This window comes from uncultured Bacteroides sp., from assembly GCF_905207245.1.
In the GTDB taxonomy this organism is placed as follows: domain Bacteria; phylum Bacteroidota; class Bacteroidia; order Bacteroidales; family Bacteroidaceae; genus Bacteroides.
The window spans coordinates 1-16,566 of record NZ_CAJLKP010000101.1 but is presented as its reverse complement, the minus strand read 5'-3'; the positions used below and the strand labels follow the sequence as shown (position 1 = coordinate 16,566).

Sequence of the window (16,566 nt, the reverse complement as noted above, 5' to 3'; positions counted from 1 at the left end):
AGTTGACGCGCAGGGATGGCTATGTACTTGTCAGCTTTGCCTGGGTAGCATTTTCTCTTTTCGGTATGCTGCCGTTCTATATCAGTGGATACATCCCCAGCATCACCAATGCTTTCTTTGAAACCATGTCCGGCTTCAGCAGTACGGGCGCCACGATACTGGATGACATCGAAGCACTGCCCCACGGGCTGCTCTTCTGGCGCAGCATGACACAATGGATAGGTGGTTTGGGAATCATCATGTTCACCATCGCCATACTTCCGATATTCGGTGTCAGTGGTTTGCAGGTATTTGCCGCCGAAGCCAGCGGACCGACGCACGACAAAGTGCACCCGCGTATCGGTATCACTGCGAAATGGATTTGGAGTATCTATGCAGGTATCACCTGCATACTTGTGGCTTTATTGATGTTGGGTGGAATGAATTGGTTCGATAGTGTTTGCCATGCCTTTGCCACTACCGGAACGGGCGGATTCTCAACCAAACAGGCCAGTGTAGCCTATTATCACTCTCCGTATATCGAATACGTCATATCCATCTTCATGTTTATCTCGGGCATCAACTTCACATTGCTATTGTTCTTCGTCAACCGGAAATTCAAGAAGGTTATCAATGACGCTGAGTTGAAATGGTATTTCTGGTCGGTGGTGTTGTTCACCGGAGTAATCGCCATAATACTTTACTATTCCAAACCTATGGGAATGGAAGAATCGTTCCGCCAATCACTTTTCCAGGTTATCTCACTGCACACTTCCACCGGTTTTGCCACCGCCGACTATATGCTATGGCCTGCCGTGACGTGGGGACTGCTAACCATCGTCATGCTGATGGGTGCCTGTGCGGGAAGTACAACGGGAGGTTTGAAGTGTATCCGTATGGTTATCCTCGGCAAAGTGGCCCGCAATGAGTTCAAGCATATCCTTCACCCGAATGCAATATTGCCGGTGCGGCTCAACAAACAGGTGATTTCACCCTCTGTACAATCTACGGTGTTAGCTTTCTGCTTTATATATGCGGTAATCATCATTATCAGCGTACTGATTATGATGGGACTGGGCATCGGATTTGTGGAATCCGTGGGCTGTGTAGTTTCCAGTATCGGCAATATGGGTCCCGGTCTGGGAGAAACGGGTCCTGCTTTCTCATGGAATGCATTGCCCGACATAGCGAAGTGGCTGATGGCTTTCCTCATGCTTCTAGGACGTCTCGAACTGTTCACCGTATTGCTGCTTTTCACCCCTGAATTCTGGAAGAGAAGTTGATAGAAGGTCAAAAAGTGCTAAAAACCGAACATTTTGACATCTCTGTATAACAAAATAGCCAATAATTGTTATACATTTGCAGCCGAATGAAAAAGTAGTTGTATGAAACAGTGTATAAAATACCTCATGATCCTCTTACTCGGCGTATTGCTGTACGACGGTGCAGCGCAGGCAGCGGGTATATCATGCACTTTCATACGCAACAATGACGACGAACGTTGTATCTTGTCTCAAGCCCCTACTTCACATCAGCAGAACATCCGTAACATATATAACCGTTTCCTTTCCACACCTCTATATATGGATAATGTGGACAGTACGCAAGTGCCCGGCAACAAGAGCGTCCTGCTATTACTGAATTACTTCCGGATGCGTTGGCTGGCCGATTCTCCAGCCTGTGGTTCATTGTTGCATGCCTCTTTCTATCCTGTGCCCGACCCGCTCTCTTACTATGTTTTCGGGCTGAGAAAGATTATCATTTAATAAAATAAGTCGGGCAGACTGCAAAGTTTGCCAAAGTCTGTCGAAGGCGATTCAGAGGGATTGCTCCTTTCGGCCAACTATCCTATTATATACATCTAAAAGATAATTAGATTTATGAACTTTACTTTGTTAGTAGTCGTCTTGCTGACGGCAATTGCTTTCGTGGGTATCGTTATCGCGCTGTCCAAAGCGATATCACCCCGTTCGTACAATCCACAGAAGATGGAAGCGTACGAGTGCGGTATTCCTACCCGTGGTAAATCGTGGATGCAATTCCGGGTGGGTTACTACCTGTTTGCCATCCTGTTTCTGATGTTCGATGTGGAAACGGTATTCCTGTTTCCGTGGGCCGTTATAGCCCGCGACCTGGGAATAGCGGGATTACTCAGTATCTTATTTTTCTTACTCATCCTGGTATTAGGACTTGCCTATGCATGGCGGAAAGGAGCATTGGAATGGAAATAAAGAAAAAACCCAAAATAAAATCTATCCCGTATGCAGAATTTACGGATAATGAAACGTTGGAGAAACTCGTTCGCGAACTTAATGCCGGAGGCGCAAACGTTGCCCTTGGTGTGCTGGACGACTTCATCAACTGGGGACGCAGCAATTCGCTGTGGCCGCTTACGTTTGCAACAAGTTGTTGCGGTATCGAGTTCATGGCACTGGGTGCCGCGCGCTACGACATGGCGCGCTTCGGATTTGAAGTAGCCCGCGCCAGTCCGCGACAGGCAGATATGATTATGGTATGCGGAACAATCACTAATAAGATGGCACCTGTACTGAAACGTTTATACGACCAGATGCCCGACCCGAAATATGTGGTTGCCGTGGGTGGATGCGCCGTTAGTGGCGGACCGTTCAAGAAGTCATATCATGTGGTGAACGGGGTTGATAAGATTTTACCGGTGGACGTATACATCCCGGGATGCCCGCCTCGTCCGGAAGCATTTTATTATGGTATGATGCAGTTGCAACGCAAAGTGAAAATAGAGAAATTCTTCGGCGGAGTGAATAGAAAAGAACCCAAACCGAAAGAAGAGACAGAAAAATAATCAGAATATGGATAATATACGATTTATAAAACCTGCGGACTTACATGCCGAAATGCTCCGTTTGCATCGCGAAGAGCAGATGGACTTCCTGAAATGCCTGAGCGGCATGGATTGGGGAGAACCCGCCGATAGTGATGCACCGGACACTCCACGTGGGCTGGGTATTGTCTATCTGCTGGAATCCACCGTTACCGGCAAACAGGCAGCAGTGCGCACCGCCACCTTGGACCGCGAGAATCCTGAATTGCCCAGTGTCAGCGACATCTGGAAGGCAGCAGACTTCAATGAACGTGAAGTATATGACTTTTACGGCATCGTCTTCATAGGACATCCCGATATGCGCCGCCTCTACCTGCGTAACGACTGGGTAGGCTATCCGATGCGTAAGGATAATGACCCCGAAAAGGACAATCCGCTACGCATGGATAATGAAGAAACCATAGATACCACCACCGAACTGGAGCTGAATCCGGACGGCACGGTGAAAAATAAAGAACTCATACTCTTCGGCGACGAAGAATATGTGGTGAACATCGGTCCGCAGCACCCCGCAACACATGGTGTAATGCGTTTCCGTGTATCACTGGAAGGGGAAACCATTGACAAGATAGATGCCAATTGCGGATATATCCACCGAGGTATCGAAAAGATGTGCGAAAGCCTCACCTACCCACAAACGCTGGCATTGACCGACCGCCTTGATTATCTGGGTGCACATCAGAACCGCCACGCCCTGTGTTCGTGCATCGAGCAGGCAATGGGCATTGAAGTAAGCGACCGCGTGAAATACATCCGCACCATCATGGACGAGTTGCAACGCATTGACTCTCACTTGCTGTTTTACTCTTGTCTGGCAATGGACCTCGGTGCCCTGACTGCTTTCTTCTACGGTTTCCGTGACCGCGAGAAGATACTCGACATCTTTGAGGAAACCTGCGGCGGACGCCTCATCATGAACTACAACACCATTGGCGGTGTGCAGGCTGACCTGCATCCCAACTTCCAGAAGCGGGTGAAAGAGTTTATTCCCTACCTGCGTGGCATCATCCATGAATATCATCAGGTGTTCACCGGCAACATCATCGCCCAGCAACGTCTGAAAGGCGTAGGTGTGCTGAGTCGCGAAGATGCCATCGCCTTCGGAGCTACGGGCGGCACAGGACGTGCCAGCGGCTGGGCTTGCGATGTGCGCAAACGTCATCCGTACGGAGTATACGACAAGGTGGACTTCAAGGAAATCGTCTACACCGAAGGCGACTCATGGGCACGCTACATGGTTCGTATGGACGAAATCATGGAAAGCATGAATATCATTGAGCAACTCATCGACAACATCCCCGAAGGACCCTATCAGGAGAAGATGAAACCCATTATCCGCGTACCGGAAGGACAGTATTACACTGCCGTAGAGGGTAGCCGTGGCGAGTTTGGCGTCTTCCTCGAGAGTCATGGTGACAAAACGCCTTACCGCCTGCACTTCCGCTCCACGGGATTGCCATTGGTGAGCGCCGTAGACACCATCTGCCGTGGGGCAAAGATTGCCGACCTGATTGCCATAGGTGGAACGCTGGATTATGTAGTTCCGGATATTGATAGGTAGTGTAAATGAAGAATGATGAATTAAGAATGAAGAATTAAAGAGTGCAACAGTACAGCACAATCTTCTTCCTCTTAATTCGTAAGCCTGATAAATAATTAAATAAAAGAATGAATACGCCATCACCCGCATGGTAATTCTTCATTCTTCATTATTAATTCTTAATTTAAACAACGTGTTTGACTTTAGTATAGTAACCAACTGGATTCACCAGACGCTGACTTCCTTCATGCCGGAAGGCCTGGCGATATTCCTCGAATGTGTAGTGATAGGCGTATGCATCATTCTGATGTATGCCGTACTCGCCATCATTCTTATTTATATGGAGCGCAAGATATGCGCCTTCTTCCAATGCCGTCTCGGTCCGAACCGTGTAGGTAAATGGGGGAGCATTCAGGTCATCTGTGACGTGCTGAAGATGCTGACCAAAGAAATCTTCACCCCGAAGGAGGCTGACCGTTTCCTCTATAACCTGGCACCCTTTATGGTGATTATTGCTTCGTTCCTGACGTTCGCCTGTCTGCCTATCAATAAAGGTATGGAAGTGCTGAACTTCAATGTGGGCGTATTCTTCCTGCTGGCAGCGTCCAGCATAGGTGTATTAGGAATTTTGCTGGCGGGCTGGAGCTCCAACAACAAGTTCTCTCTTATCGGCGCCATGCGAAGCGGAGCACAGATTATCTCGTATGAATTGTCCGTAGGATTGAGCATACTGACAATGGTGGTGCTGATGGGGACCATGCAGTTCTCCGAAATCGTAGAAGGACAGGCCGACGGCTGGTTCATCTTCAAGGGTCATATCCCGGCAGTGATTGCCTTCATCATCTACCTGATTGCCGGAAATGCTGAGTGTAACCGTGGCCCGTTCGACTTGCCGGAAGCAGAAAGCGAATTGACGGCTGGATACCACACCGAATATAGTGGTATGCACTTCGGTTTCTTCTATCTGGCCGAATACCTGAACTTGTTCATCGTGGCCAGTGTGGCTGCCACCATCTTCCTGGGCGGCTGGATGCCATTGCACATTGCAGGATTGGATGGCTTCAACGCGGTGATGGATTATATTCCGGGCTTTGTCTGGTTCTTTGGTAAGGCATTTTTCGTAGTGTTCCTGCTGATGTGGATTAAGTGGACATTCCCCCGCTTGCGTATCGACCAGATTCTGGCGCTGGAATGGAAGTACCTGGTACCTATTTCAATGGTGAACCTTATCATCATGGTACTGATTGTTGTATTTAAACTACACTTTTAACCGGCGTAGCGCCGGAGCAAGGTTTCCCTTCGGATAAATTAAATATAAAGAGATAATGAAAGATAAGAACGAAACATATAGTTATTTGGGCGGACTTGTGCATGGCATTGGATCCTTGCTGACGGGTATGAAAACTACCATGACCGTCTTCTGCCGCCGGAAGGTGACGGAGCAATACCCTGAGAACCGTGCGACGTTGAAGATGTTCGACCGATTCCGTGGTTCGCTGACCATGCCTCATAACGACCAAAACGAGCACCGCTGCGTAGCGTGCGGACTGTGTCAGATGGCATGCCCCAACGATACCATCAAGGTGACGAGTGAAATGATAGATACTGAGGACGGCAAGAAAAAGAAGATATTGGCAAAGTATGAGTACGACCTCGGTTCGTGCATGTTTTGCCAGCTTTGTGTCACAGCTTGCCCGCACGATGCGATAACGTTCGATACCGGCTTCGAGCATGCAGTGTTCGACCGCACGAAGCTGGTGAAGACGCTGAATCATCCGGGCAGTCACGTAATAAAAAAATGATTAACGATTAATGATAAGTGATTAGTGCCATACGGCATATGCTAATCACTTATCACTAAACACTAAAACACTAAAATCAAATGGAAATAACCCTTGAAACCGTAGTATTCTACTTTCTGGCAGTGTTCATCACCGCGTGTTCCATTCTCACCGTGACCACACGCCATATGGTACGCTCGGCAACGTATCTGCTGTTCACGCTTTTCGGCACGGCAGGCATTTACTTCCTGCTGGGCTACACATTTCTGGGCTCGGTACAAATCATGGTTTATGCCGGCGGTATTGTTGTACTCTATGTCTTCTCCATTCTGCTGACCAGTGGCGAAGGAGACCGTACTATCGACAAGTTGAAGCGTAGCAAACTGCTGGCCGGACTGGGTGCCACCGTAGTGGGAGCCATCATCGTAGTGTTCATCACGCTGAAACATAAGTTCATCGTCACCACCGACCTCGCACCATTGGAAATCGATATCAAAACCATCGGAAACGCCATGCTGAGTAGTGATAAATATGGTTATCTGCTTCCCTTCGAGGCCATCAGTATCCTGCTGCTGGCATGTATCGTAGGCGGACTGGTGATTGCACGTAAACGATAAAAAAAGAATTGATTATGATACACATGGAATATTATCTGATAGTTTCGGCTATCATGTTTTTCGCCGGTATCTACGGGTTCTTCACCCGCCGCAACACACTGGCCATACTTATCAGCATCGAGTTGATACTAAATGCTACGGACATCAACTTCGCAGTGTTCAACCGTTTCCTTTTCCCCGGCGGACTGGAAGGGTATTTCTTTGCCCTGTTCTCCATTGCCATCTCGGCAGCCGAAACGGCAGTAGCTATTGCGATTATGATTAACATCTACCGTAATATACGAAGCATCCAGGTCGGCAAGCTGGACGAGTTGAAGTGGTAACTGCTTAATTAAAAATTGAAAATTAATAATTAAAAAATGAAGAGAGAGATGGAATATTATTTTTTAATTCTCAACTCTCAATTCTCAATTTAAGAATTATGGAATATACAATTCTAATCCTGCTCCTCCCCTTGCTCTCCTTCCTCACGTTGGGAATCGGTGGCAAATGGATGACGCACCGGACGGCAGGCATCATCGGTACCACGGTATTGGCTGTGGTGGCTGTACTGAGTTATGCCACTGCCTGGCAATATTTCTCCGCTCCGCGCCTGGCGGATGGCACCTTCGCCACACTTATGCCTTATAATGTGACGTGGTTACCTTTCACCGAGACGTTGAGCATCGACTTGGGTATCCTGCTCGACCCTATTTCAGTGATGATGCTCATTGTCATCTCCACTGTGTCGCTGATGGTACACATCTACTCTTTCGGCTATATGAAGGGCGAACGCGGATTCCAACGTTATTATGCATTCCTCAGCCTCTTCACTATGTCCATGCTTGGACTGGTGGTGGCTACTAATATCTTCCAGATGTACCTGTTCTGGGAGTTGGTGGGTGTTTCATCCTATCTGCTCATCGGTTTCTACTATACGAAGCCGTCCGCTGTTGCAGCAAGCAAGAAGGCATTCATCGTCACCCGCTTTGCCGACCTGGGCTTCCTGATCGGTATCCTTATTTACGGTTACTATGCGGGCACATATACCTTCCAGCCCAGCGAAATGGCATTACTGAAAGGTGGTGCAGCGATGATTCCCTTGGCTCTCGGACTGATGTTCATCGGTGGTGCCGGAAAGAGTGCGATGTTCCCGTTGCACATCTGGTTACCGGATGCAATGGAAGGTCCTACGCCTGTCAGTGCATTGATTCATGCAGCGACGATGGTAGTAGCCGGAGTCTATCTTGTGGCACGAATGTTTCCGTTGTTCATCGGTTATGCACCGGATATGCTGCACCTGGTGGCTTACGTCGGGGCGTTCACTGCATTCTATGCCGCTTCGGTAGCTTGTGTACAGAGTGATATTAAGCGAGTGCTTGCATTCTCTACAATCTCACAGATTGGTTTCATGATGGTGGCATTGGGAGTTTGTACTTCTGCTGATCCACATCATGGAGGCTTGGGATATATGGCAGGAATGTTCCACTTATTTACACATGCCATGTTCAAGGCATTGCTCTTCCTCGGTGCAGGTAGCATTATCCATGCCGTGCACAGCAACGAAATGTCCGCTATGGGTGGACTGCGCAAGTACATGCCTGTAACGCATATTACGTTCCTGATAGCTTGTCTTGCCATTGCAGGTATTCCCCCTTTCTCAGGTTTCTTCTCCAAAGATGAGATATTGACGGCATGCTTCCAGTTCAGCCCTGTCATGGGTTGGATTATGACAGTGATTGCTGCAATGACGGCGTTCTATATGTTCCGTCTTTACTGCGGTATCTTTTGGGGTAAAGAGAACAAGGAACTCCATGCTGAGCACACGCCCCATGAAAGTCCGTTAGCGATGACTATCCCGTTGATGTTCCTTGCCGTTGTAACTATTGTGGCAGGTTTTATCCCCTTCGGGAAGTTCATTTCTTCCAACGGTACAGCTTACGAAATTCATCTCGACTGGACAGTAGCGGGTACCAGTATTGCTATAGCTGTTGTCTCCATTGCAATAGCTACAGCGATGTATGCACGGGCAAAACAACCCGTTGCCAATGCACTTGCCCGCCGCTTCCGTGGGTTGTGGACGGCTGCTTACCATCGTTTCTACATTGATGATATATACCAGTTCATCACCCACAAGATTATCTTTGGTTGCATCTCCCGCCCCATCGCCTGGTTCGACCGCCACGTAGTGGACGGCTTCTTCAACTTCCTTGCCTGGAGTGCCAATGCTACCAGTGATGAGATACGCGGTTTGCAGAGCGGACAGATTCAACAATACACCTATGTATTCCTGTTGGGTACACTGGCGCTGATTCTACTGTTGCTGCTGTAGTAGAGAAATGTCAATCGTAATTCGTAAATAGTAAAAACGCAATATAAAGATGAACATATTAAGTATTTTTGTTCTCATCCCCCTGCTGATGCTCCTTGGCCTTTGGCTGAGCCGCAACCTTCGGCAGATACGCACGGTGATGGTGGTAGGTGCATCAGCACTGGTGCTGGCCGCAGTAGGCTTGACCATTGCCTATCTGCAAGCCCGTGCCGCCGGAGACACTGCCGAAATGCTTTTCCGCGCAGATATACCTTGGTATCCGGCACTCAACATACATTATTCAGTCGGTGTAGACGGTATCTCGGTAGCTATGCTGCTACTTTCCGCCATCATCGTCTTCACCGGAACATTCGCTTCCTGGCGTCTGCAACCGCTAACGAAAGAATATTTCCTTTGGTTCACCCTACTCTCCCTCGGAGTATTCGGCTTCTTCATTTCCACGGACCTGTTCACCATGTTCATGTTCTATGAAGTAGCACTTATCCCGATGTACCTGCTTATCGGCGTATGGGGTAGCGGACGCAAGGAATATTCTGCCATGAAACTAACGCTGATGCTGATGGGTGGTTCCGCCTTCCTGCTGATTGGTATCCTCGGTATCTATTACGGTGCCGGTGCCACGAGCATGAACCTGCTGGACATTGCCGCACTGCACAATATCCCCATCGAGCAACAACGTATCTGGTTCCCGCTTACGTTCCTAGGTTTCGGTGTGCTGGGTGCCCTGTTCCCGTTCCACACATGGAGCCCCGACGGTCACGCTTCCGCACCTACTGCCGTGAGTATGCTTCACGCCGGCGTGTTGATGAAACTGGGTGGTTACGGTTGTTTCCGTATCGCCATGTATCTGATGCCCGAAGCTGCACAGGAGTTGGGTTGGATTTTCCTGATACTGACAGGTATCTCTGTTGTCTACGGTGCTTTCTCAGCTTGCGTACAAACGGACTTGAAGTATATCAACGCCTACTCCTCCGTATCCCACTGTGGTCTTGTACTCTTCGCCATCCTGATGATGAACCAGACCGCCTGCACCGGTGCCGTCCTGCAAATGCTCAGTCACGGATTGATGACAGCCTTGTTCTTTGCCCTTATCGGTATGATATATGGCCGTACCCACACACGTGACATACGCGAACTTTCAGGATTGATGAAAATCATGCCTTTCCTCGCCGTGTGCTATGTCATTGCCGGACTTGCTAACCTCGGACTTCCGGGCCTCAGCGGTTTCGTTGCCGAAATGACCATCTTCAACGGTGCTTTCCAACATGCAGACGTTTTCCACCGCACATGGACAATTATCGCCTGTACCAGTATCGTGATTACTGCTGTTTATATCCTCCGGCTTGTCGGCAAGATACTTTACGGCACTTGCACCAACAAGCACCACCTGACACTGACCGATGCCACCTGGGATGAACGCACTGCCGTCATCATCCTCATCGTTTGCGTTGCAGGTCTGGGTATTGCCCCGTTGTGGATAAGTACGATGATCGGAGACAGTGTATTGCCTTTGGTGAGTATATTTCAATAATTTATAACTAATAACTCATAACTCAACAAGATATGGATTATTCCCAATTTCTCATTCTCAAAGAAGAGCTTTCGCTGATAGCTGTCATCGTTATCCTCTTCGTGGCCGACCTCTTCATGAGCCCCGATGCGCATAAGAAAGACGGTAACCCGCGGCTCAACACCATGTTACCCGTCGTGCTACTCACAATACACACGCTGATTACTATCATACCCGGTCCGGCTACCGATGCTTTCGGCGGCATGTATCACAATGCACCGATACAAAGCATCGTGAAGTCTATTCTCAGCGTCGGTACGCTGATTGTTTTCCTGATGGCACATGAGTGGCTGAAACTCCCGGATACCATCATCAAACAAGGTGAATTCTATATGCTGACGCTCTGCACGCTGCTGGGTATGTACTTCATGATTTCCGCCGGACACTTCCTGATGTTCTTCATCGGACTGGAGACTGCAAGTATCCCGATGGCTGCACTGGTAGCTTTTGATAAATACCGCCACCACTCCGCCGAGGCAGGTGCCAAGTATATTCTTACCGCACTTTTCTCAAGCGGCTTGCTGTTGTATGGTCTTTCATTGATTTACGGTACGGTAGGTACCCTCTATTTCGACGATATTCCGGCCCACCTGACCGGTAGTCCTCTGCAAATCATGGCATTCGTTTTCTTCTTCTCCGGTATGGGCTTCAAGCTTTCCCTTGTTCCTTTCCACCTCTGGACAGCAGATGTTTACGAAGGTGCTCCGAGTACCGTGACTGCTTATTTGAGCGTTATTTCAAAAGGTGCGGCTGCTTTCGTGCTGCTGACCATCCTGATTAAGGTATTTGCTCCGATGATAGACCAATGGCAGGAAGTACTTTATTGGGTTATCATTGCCTCTATCACCCTTGCCAACCTCTTTGCTCTGCGCCAGGAGAATCTGAAACGACTAATGGCGTTCTCCAGTATCTCACAGGCAGGTTACATTATGCTGGGTGTCATAGGCGGTAGTGCACAAGGTATGACGTCACTGGTGTATTATGTACTTATTTATATGTTCGCCAACCTCTCCGTGTTCACGGTGATTACGATTATCGCCCTGCGCGCCCATCGCTTTACCCTCGAAGAATATAACGGACTGTACAGTACTAACCCTAAGTTGGCGTTCCTCATGACGCTTGCCTTGTTCTCACTGGCAGGTATTCCTCCGTTTGCAGGATTCTTCTCGAAGTTCTTCATCTTCGCGGCAGCCTTCAACAGCGGTTTCCATTTGCTGGTGTTCATTGCACTAGTCAACACCGTACTATCACTCTATTACTATCTGAAGATTGTGAAGTCCATGTATATCAACAAGAGTGATGAGCCTATCGCCGCTTTCCGCAGTGATAATTACACACGTGCCAGTCTTGTCATCTGCACACTCGGTATCATTGTATTGAGTTTTGCAAGTGTGGTTTATCAGAACATCGACAAATTCTCATTCGGACAGAATTAGTTAAAGCTACAAGCTACAAAAGCTACGAGCTACGAGTGGCTGCGCTATCACACCGCAGGGCACTCGTAGCTTGTAGCTTTTGTAGCTGAATTATTCCAACGGCAAGATAAACCAGAATGTTGAGCCTTTACCCAGCTCACTATCCACTCCAATCTTACCACCCAATTGTTCGATAATACTCTTGCTGATGGAAAGTCCCAGTCCTGTGCCCTGAACAAAAGAGTTCAATTTAATGAAACGATCGAATATCTTACGACAAGCTTCGGGAGCAATGCCGATACCAGTGTCTGCCACATATACCCGTAAATGCTTTTCATCCGGCTTATCATATCCGATCCGGATGCTGCCTGTAGTGGTGAACTTAATTGCATTATTTACAAAGTTGGAAACCACCTGGTGTAAGCGGCTAGGATCACTGCCTATGACACATTGCGGCAAAGTCGGTTCAAAGATAAGTTCTACTCCCGGCTTCACCCTCAACTGCATGGAGCGAGCAAGATCTCCACACAAAGTATTCATGTCGAAATCTCTAAACTTGAAGTCAAAGGTTCCCGCCTCTATCTTCGACAGGTCCAAAATGTCAGAAATCAATTGAAGCAACAGTTCATTGTTCTCCTCCACCATCTTGGCATATTCCTGCTTTTCTTCCGGTTCGTCCGTCTCCACCAACAGGCTCGAGAAGCCGACAATGGCATTCAGAGGCGTACGTATTTCATGACTCATATTTGCCAGGAATGCACTTTTCAGTCGGTCTGACTCTTCTGCTTTTTCCTTGGCAACAATCAGTTTCTTTTCCGTTTCCTTCAACTCGGTGATATCATAATTGACACCGATTAACTCAATCAGACCATTCGCAGGGTCATAGCGATTAAGCAGTACATTCATGCGCACCCAGTTCCACTTATTCAGTGTTCCGGCCCTCAACACACGCATCTCACTCTTAAAGCTTGTCGCTTCTCCTCTCTTGGCCTTTTCAAAGAAATCCAGTACACGCGCGCGATCTTCCGGATGCATCTTATTATAGATACCTACCACCTCACCCAATGGCGTATCTTCATCCTCGCCCATATTCTTATACCATTGCTTGATGGCATATCCTTCTCTGGTGAGTAAATTCAACTTGGCATAACCCACTTTGGCATAGTCTGAAATCAACAGGAAAAAGTTCTCGAAGTCACGGATACGATTAATGGAACTTATTCTTTCCGTATTGTCGATATTGATGAGTACAAAACCACTACAATCTCCATTGGTGTCATATATCTTGCTTACTTTAGTATAGAGTTCGATGCCCCCTTGCTTTCCCGATTCATAATAATTGCTTATCTTGGTAAACTCATAATCCTGTGAAAAGTCAAGTTCATCTTCAACCTGCATCCTTTCGCGTATGTCCACTGGTACATTGGGATTTTCATAAAAGTTCACACCAATGGTATTCGCCTTGTCCTTGACACCGAATATTTCCAGATCCTTATTGTTAAGGTCAATCAAATATCCGTTCTTATCGTAGATTTCGATGCCTACCGGAATGTTGGAGAAGAGATTACGCAGTAATTTTTCACTATGGTCCAGCGCCATATACGTCTGCCGCATTTCAGTGACATCCATGTAGAGGCAAACCAATTCTTCCGGGTCGGGCGAATAAATGACACAGTGGCAAGTCTTGCCAGACAATTCAAAGTACTCGTCCTGTTCCCTGTACGTATCCCTGTTGTGTATCTCGGCAAGGACTCTCATTTTCTCAGCCAGTCTTTCTTCCGAGTAAATCTCCGAAGCCAAACGTCCTTTGTAGCTATCCAATGGTGCACCGCACAGGTCGGCACTGAACTGGTTAGCATCCGTAATGAGATAATCAGCCGGTTTCCCCTTCCCGTCGAAAACAACGGAAAGGCGCACATATCCCATTGGCATATACTTATATAGATTGCGCAGGAAAGAACGTTCACGTTCCGCCTCATCCCTGGCACGGCGCAGGTTGATACAAATGCTGATGATATTGGCAAGGGAAGAGAACCACTGATAATCCTCATTATTCCATCTGTGTTCCTCCTCTACCAAGTCGATGCCTATATATCCCCAGATACGTTCGGTATTCCGCAAAGGAATTACCATCAACGACTTAATATCTTGTATAGACAGTATCTTATATTCCAGTTCGGCTTCTTCCGGCAGGTCTGATAAAGAGCTCAGCAAAATAGGTTTATCCGCCAGAATGTGATTGTGCCACCACTCCATACCCTGGGTATCGGTAGCCTGCAACATGTCTATCTCCGGCTCTACCCCTTTTGCTACGACCTCGTATGTACAACTCTGGGTCTGATACCCTTCATCATACTCAATGATGTACACGCGTCCACCGTGGAAAAGCTCCAGTACATCTTTCAGGACTTTAGGAATGACCTCATCCAGGCATTTATCTTTCAGGAAATTGCGTAAGGAATTCGATACGGAATGTTGCCGGAACAGCAAAGCATTAAGTTGTTTCAGCATATCTGTAGTTCCCATATTATCCGGAGCATCAATCACCTGGAGAATACCGAAGGCTTTTAAGTGTCCGTCTTCCGTCATCCACTTCTCTCCCAAACGGGAGCGAACCCAGACCACCCCATGCATGGCAAGAATAGGGAACGTTTGTTCGTACACCTCAACTTCTTCTATTGAGACGAACTCACGACTGATACGTTCACGGTAATCTTCACGTATATACAGTCCGAATTCACGAAAGGTCAGGGTATCACCTTTCAGACCCAGTAAATTACATACATACTCAGAACAAAGATAATCCCGGGTAGTAAAGTCAGCTTCCCACCACCCTATCTGTCCGATAGCAGAGAGTCGACGAAAGCGTTCCGATTCTTGTGAATGTGAAGAGACAGCACTCATATCAATGTCTATTAAGATTCTAAACAGCGCAAAGATAACGTTTACTTCTTGATTTTGTTTCTATTCCTATCAATAAAAAAAATAGTAAGTAGTGACTAGTTATCAAGCGCATCCTGTCACAAAAATGTAATTATATTGAGAACCAATTGTATGACATGTGTATTACGGTTGTAATTCCGTTACCGCATCTTTGCACCGGAAATAAGAAACTATAAAAGATGAGTATGAAACTGAATTTAGGAAAGCTGTTTTTCCTTATTTTACTACTGGCCCTCTCCGCCATGACCGCCCTGGCAGGCAACATCAAAGGAACCGTTCTCGACAAGCAGACACGGGAACCACTGACCGGAGCCACCGTGCAGATTACCGGAACCTCACAAGGCGCCGTGGCCGACATTGACGGCAACTATCGGCTGGAAGTGAAGAACGGAACGTACACCGTAACCGTGAGATATATAGGATACAAAGACATCTTGCTGAACAATGTAAAGGTACAGAGTGAAACGATGCTGAACTTCGAGATGGAAAGTGATGCACAGGCTCTCGGCGAAGTCTCCGTAGTGGCCAAGAAGAACCTGGAAGGTGAACGTGCCCTGCAAATGGAACGGCAAAAAGCCACTCTCGCCATCGAAAATCTCGGAGCCAAAGAGATGAGCATCAAAGGTATCAGCAATGTAGAGGAAGGCGTGAAGAAGATAACAGGTATCTCCATCGCCAGTGCCGGGCAACTGATTGTGCGCGGACTGGGCGACCGCTACAGCACCACCACCCTGAACGGGCTTCCCATCGCCTCCCCCAACCCAGACAACAAACTGATCCCGCTGGATATCTTCCCAGCCTCCACCGTGCAGAACATCACCGTGAGCAAAGTATACGATGCAGGTTCCTTTGCCGACTATTCGGGAGCACACATCGACATCAGTACCAAAGAGAATGTAGGCAGTGATTTCTTCACCGTCAGCTTCAATGCAGGAGGCAAGTTCAATACACTTGGAAAAGACTTCTACCAGATGGACCGTGACGGCTCACTCTTCAAAACGCCCTCGCTGGACCGGAAACTAACGGATATGTCGCTCACAGACTTTGAAGAATATGCCCGCAGCAACCGCCTCTTCAACACCAGTTTCCAGGTGAGCAAGAAAACTTCCTTACCCGAATTCGGCGGAAACATCGGTTTCGGCAAGCGCTTCGACATCGGTGGAAACGAACTTAGCCTCCTGGCATCCGTAGGCGTAAGCAATGACCTGCAAACCATGAACGACGCTTCGATAAGAACACTGGAAGCCACCGGAAATACCCTGAACGAATTCACCTACGACAGCTACTCCAACGAACTGAAGATAGCCGCACTCGGCAACCTGGGTTATAGCTTCCGCACAACGGACCGCATCGGTTACACCTTCTTCTATGCGCGCAATGCCATCGACACTTATATGCATCGCGAAGGTGTGGACTATGAAGACCACAATCTGATAGGCAGCAACAACGTGACGCATATCTACAGCCTGCAAAACCACCAGATGAACGGCAAGCACCACTTCGGCCGCCAATGGGATGTGAATTGGAGTGGCTCGTACAGCAAGACAGCC

At 47.9% G+C, this 16,566-nt stretch carries 14 protein-coding genes; 13 read left to right on the top strand and 1 reads right to left on the bottom strand.

Annotated elements, in window-relative coordinates; translation table 11 throughout:
• The 12 genes from QZ135_RS21855 to QZ135_RS21800 form a co-directional block, all read left to right on the top strand.
• Window positions 1-1,262: TrkH family potassium uptake protein (locus QZ135_RS21855; protein WP_294614548.1), on the top strand; the 1,262-nt coding region annotated here is incomplete at its 5' end.
• Between the two features lie 102 nt (window positions 1,263-1,364).
• Window positions 1,365-1,745 carry a hypothetical protein gene (locus QZ135_RS21850; RefSeq protein WP_294614545.1) on the top strand — a complete coding sequence of 127 codons (381 nt, stop codon included), beginning with the start codon at window positions 1,365-1,367 and terminating at the stop codon, window positions 1,743-1,745.
• Between the two features lie 114 nt (window positions 1,746-1,859).
• Complete coding sequence (locus tag QZ135_RS21845; protein WP_007666958.1) at window positions 1,860-2,210, top strand: NADH-quinone oxidoreductase subunit A; 351 nt, start codon at window positions 1,860-1,862, stop codon at window positions 2,208-2,210.
• Window positions 2,201-2,800 carry an NADH-quinone oxidoreductase subunit B gene (locus QZ135_RS21840; RefSeq protein WP_294614539.1) on the top strand — a complete coding sequence of 200 codons (600 nt, stop codon included), beginning with the start codon at window positions 2,201-2,203 and terminating at the stop codon, window positions 2,798-2,800. The genes QZ135_RS21845 and QZ135_RS21840 overlap by 10 nt, the downstream gene beginning before the upstream one ends.
• Before the next feature lie 7 nt (window positions 2,801-2,807).
• Window positions 2,808-4,400 (top strand): NADH-quinone oxidoreductase subunit D, encoded by a 1,593-nt coding sequence (locus QZ135_RS21835; RefSeq protein ID WP_294614536.1) that lies wholly within the window; start codon window positions 2,808-2,810, stop codon window positions 4,398-4,400.
• 172 nt (window positions 4,401-4,572) lie between these two features.
• Complete coding sequence (gene nuoH / locus QZ135_RS21830; RefSeq protein ID WP_009131730.1) at window positions 4,573-5,649, top strand: NADH-quinone oxidoreductase subunit NuoH; 1,077 nt, start codon at window positions 4,573-4,575, stop codon at window positions 5,647-5,649.
• Between the two features lie 55 nt (window positions 5,650-5,704).
• Window positions 5,705-6,181 (top strand): 4Fe-4S binding protein, encoded by a 477-nt coding sequence (locus QZ135_RS21825; protein WP_294614531.1) that lies wholly within the window; start codon window positions 5,705-5,707, stop codon window positions 6,179-6,181.
• A gap of 80 nt (window positions 6,182-6,261) precedes the next feature.
• Window positions 6,262-6,777, top strand: coding sequence for an NADH-quinone oxidoreductase subunit J (locus tag QZ135_RS21820; protein WP_294614528.1), 516 nt, complete (start codon window positions 6,262-6,264; stop codon window positions 6,775-6,777).
• A gap of 14 nt (window positions 6,778-6,791) precedes the next feature.
• Window positions 6,792-7,100 carry an NADH-quinone oxidoreductase subunit NuoK gene (gene nuoK / locus QZ135_RS21815; RefSeq protein WP_025834892.1) on the top strand — a complete coding sequence of 103 codons (309 nt, stop codon included), beginning with the start codon at window positions 6,792-6,794 and terminating at the stop codon, window positions 7,098-7,100.
• Window positions 7,101-7,198: 98 nt separating this feature from the next.
• Window positions 7,199-9,088 carry an NADH-quinone oxidoreductase subunit L gene (gene nuoL, locus QZ135_RS21810; RefSeq protein WP_294614522.1) on the top strand — a complete coding sequence of 630 codons (1,890 nt, stop codon included), beginning with the start codon at window positions 7,199-7,201 and terminating at the stop codon, window positions 9,086-9,088.
• 49 nt (window positions 9,089-9,137) lie between these two features.
• Window positions 9,138-10,619, top strand: coding sequence for an NADH-quinone oxidoreductase subunit M (locus tag QZ135_RS21805; protein WP_294614519.1), 1,482 nt, complete (start codon window positions 9,138-9,140; stop codon window positions 10,617-10,619).
• A gap of 32 nt (window positions 10,620-10,651) precedes the next feature.
• Window positions 10,652-12,094, top strand: a complete 1,443-nt coding sequence (locus QZ135_RS21800; RefSeq protein WP_294614516.1) for an NADH-quinone oxidoreductase subunit N — start codon at window positions 10,652-10,654, stop codon at window positions 12,092-12,094.
• Between the two features lie 90 nt (window positions 12,095-12,184).
• Here QZ135_RS21800 and QZ135_RS21795 read toward each other — a convergent pair whose 3' ends face one another.
• Complete coding sequence (locus tag QZ135_RS21795; RefSeq protein ID WP_294614513.1) at window positions 12,185-14,977, bottom strand: ATP-binding protein; 2,793 nt, start codon at window positions 14,975-14,977, stop codon at window positions 12,185-12,187.
• Window positions 14,978-15,195: 218 nt separating this feature from the next.
• On the opposite strand from QZ135_RS21795, the gene QZ135_RS21790 reads away from it, so the two are divergent.
• A partial coding sequence (locus QZ135_RS21790; RefSeq protein WP_294614510.1) for a carboxypeptidase-like regulatory domain-containing protein occupies window positions 15,196-16,566 on the top strand: 1,371 nt, incomplete at its 3' end.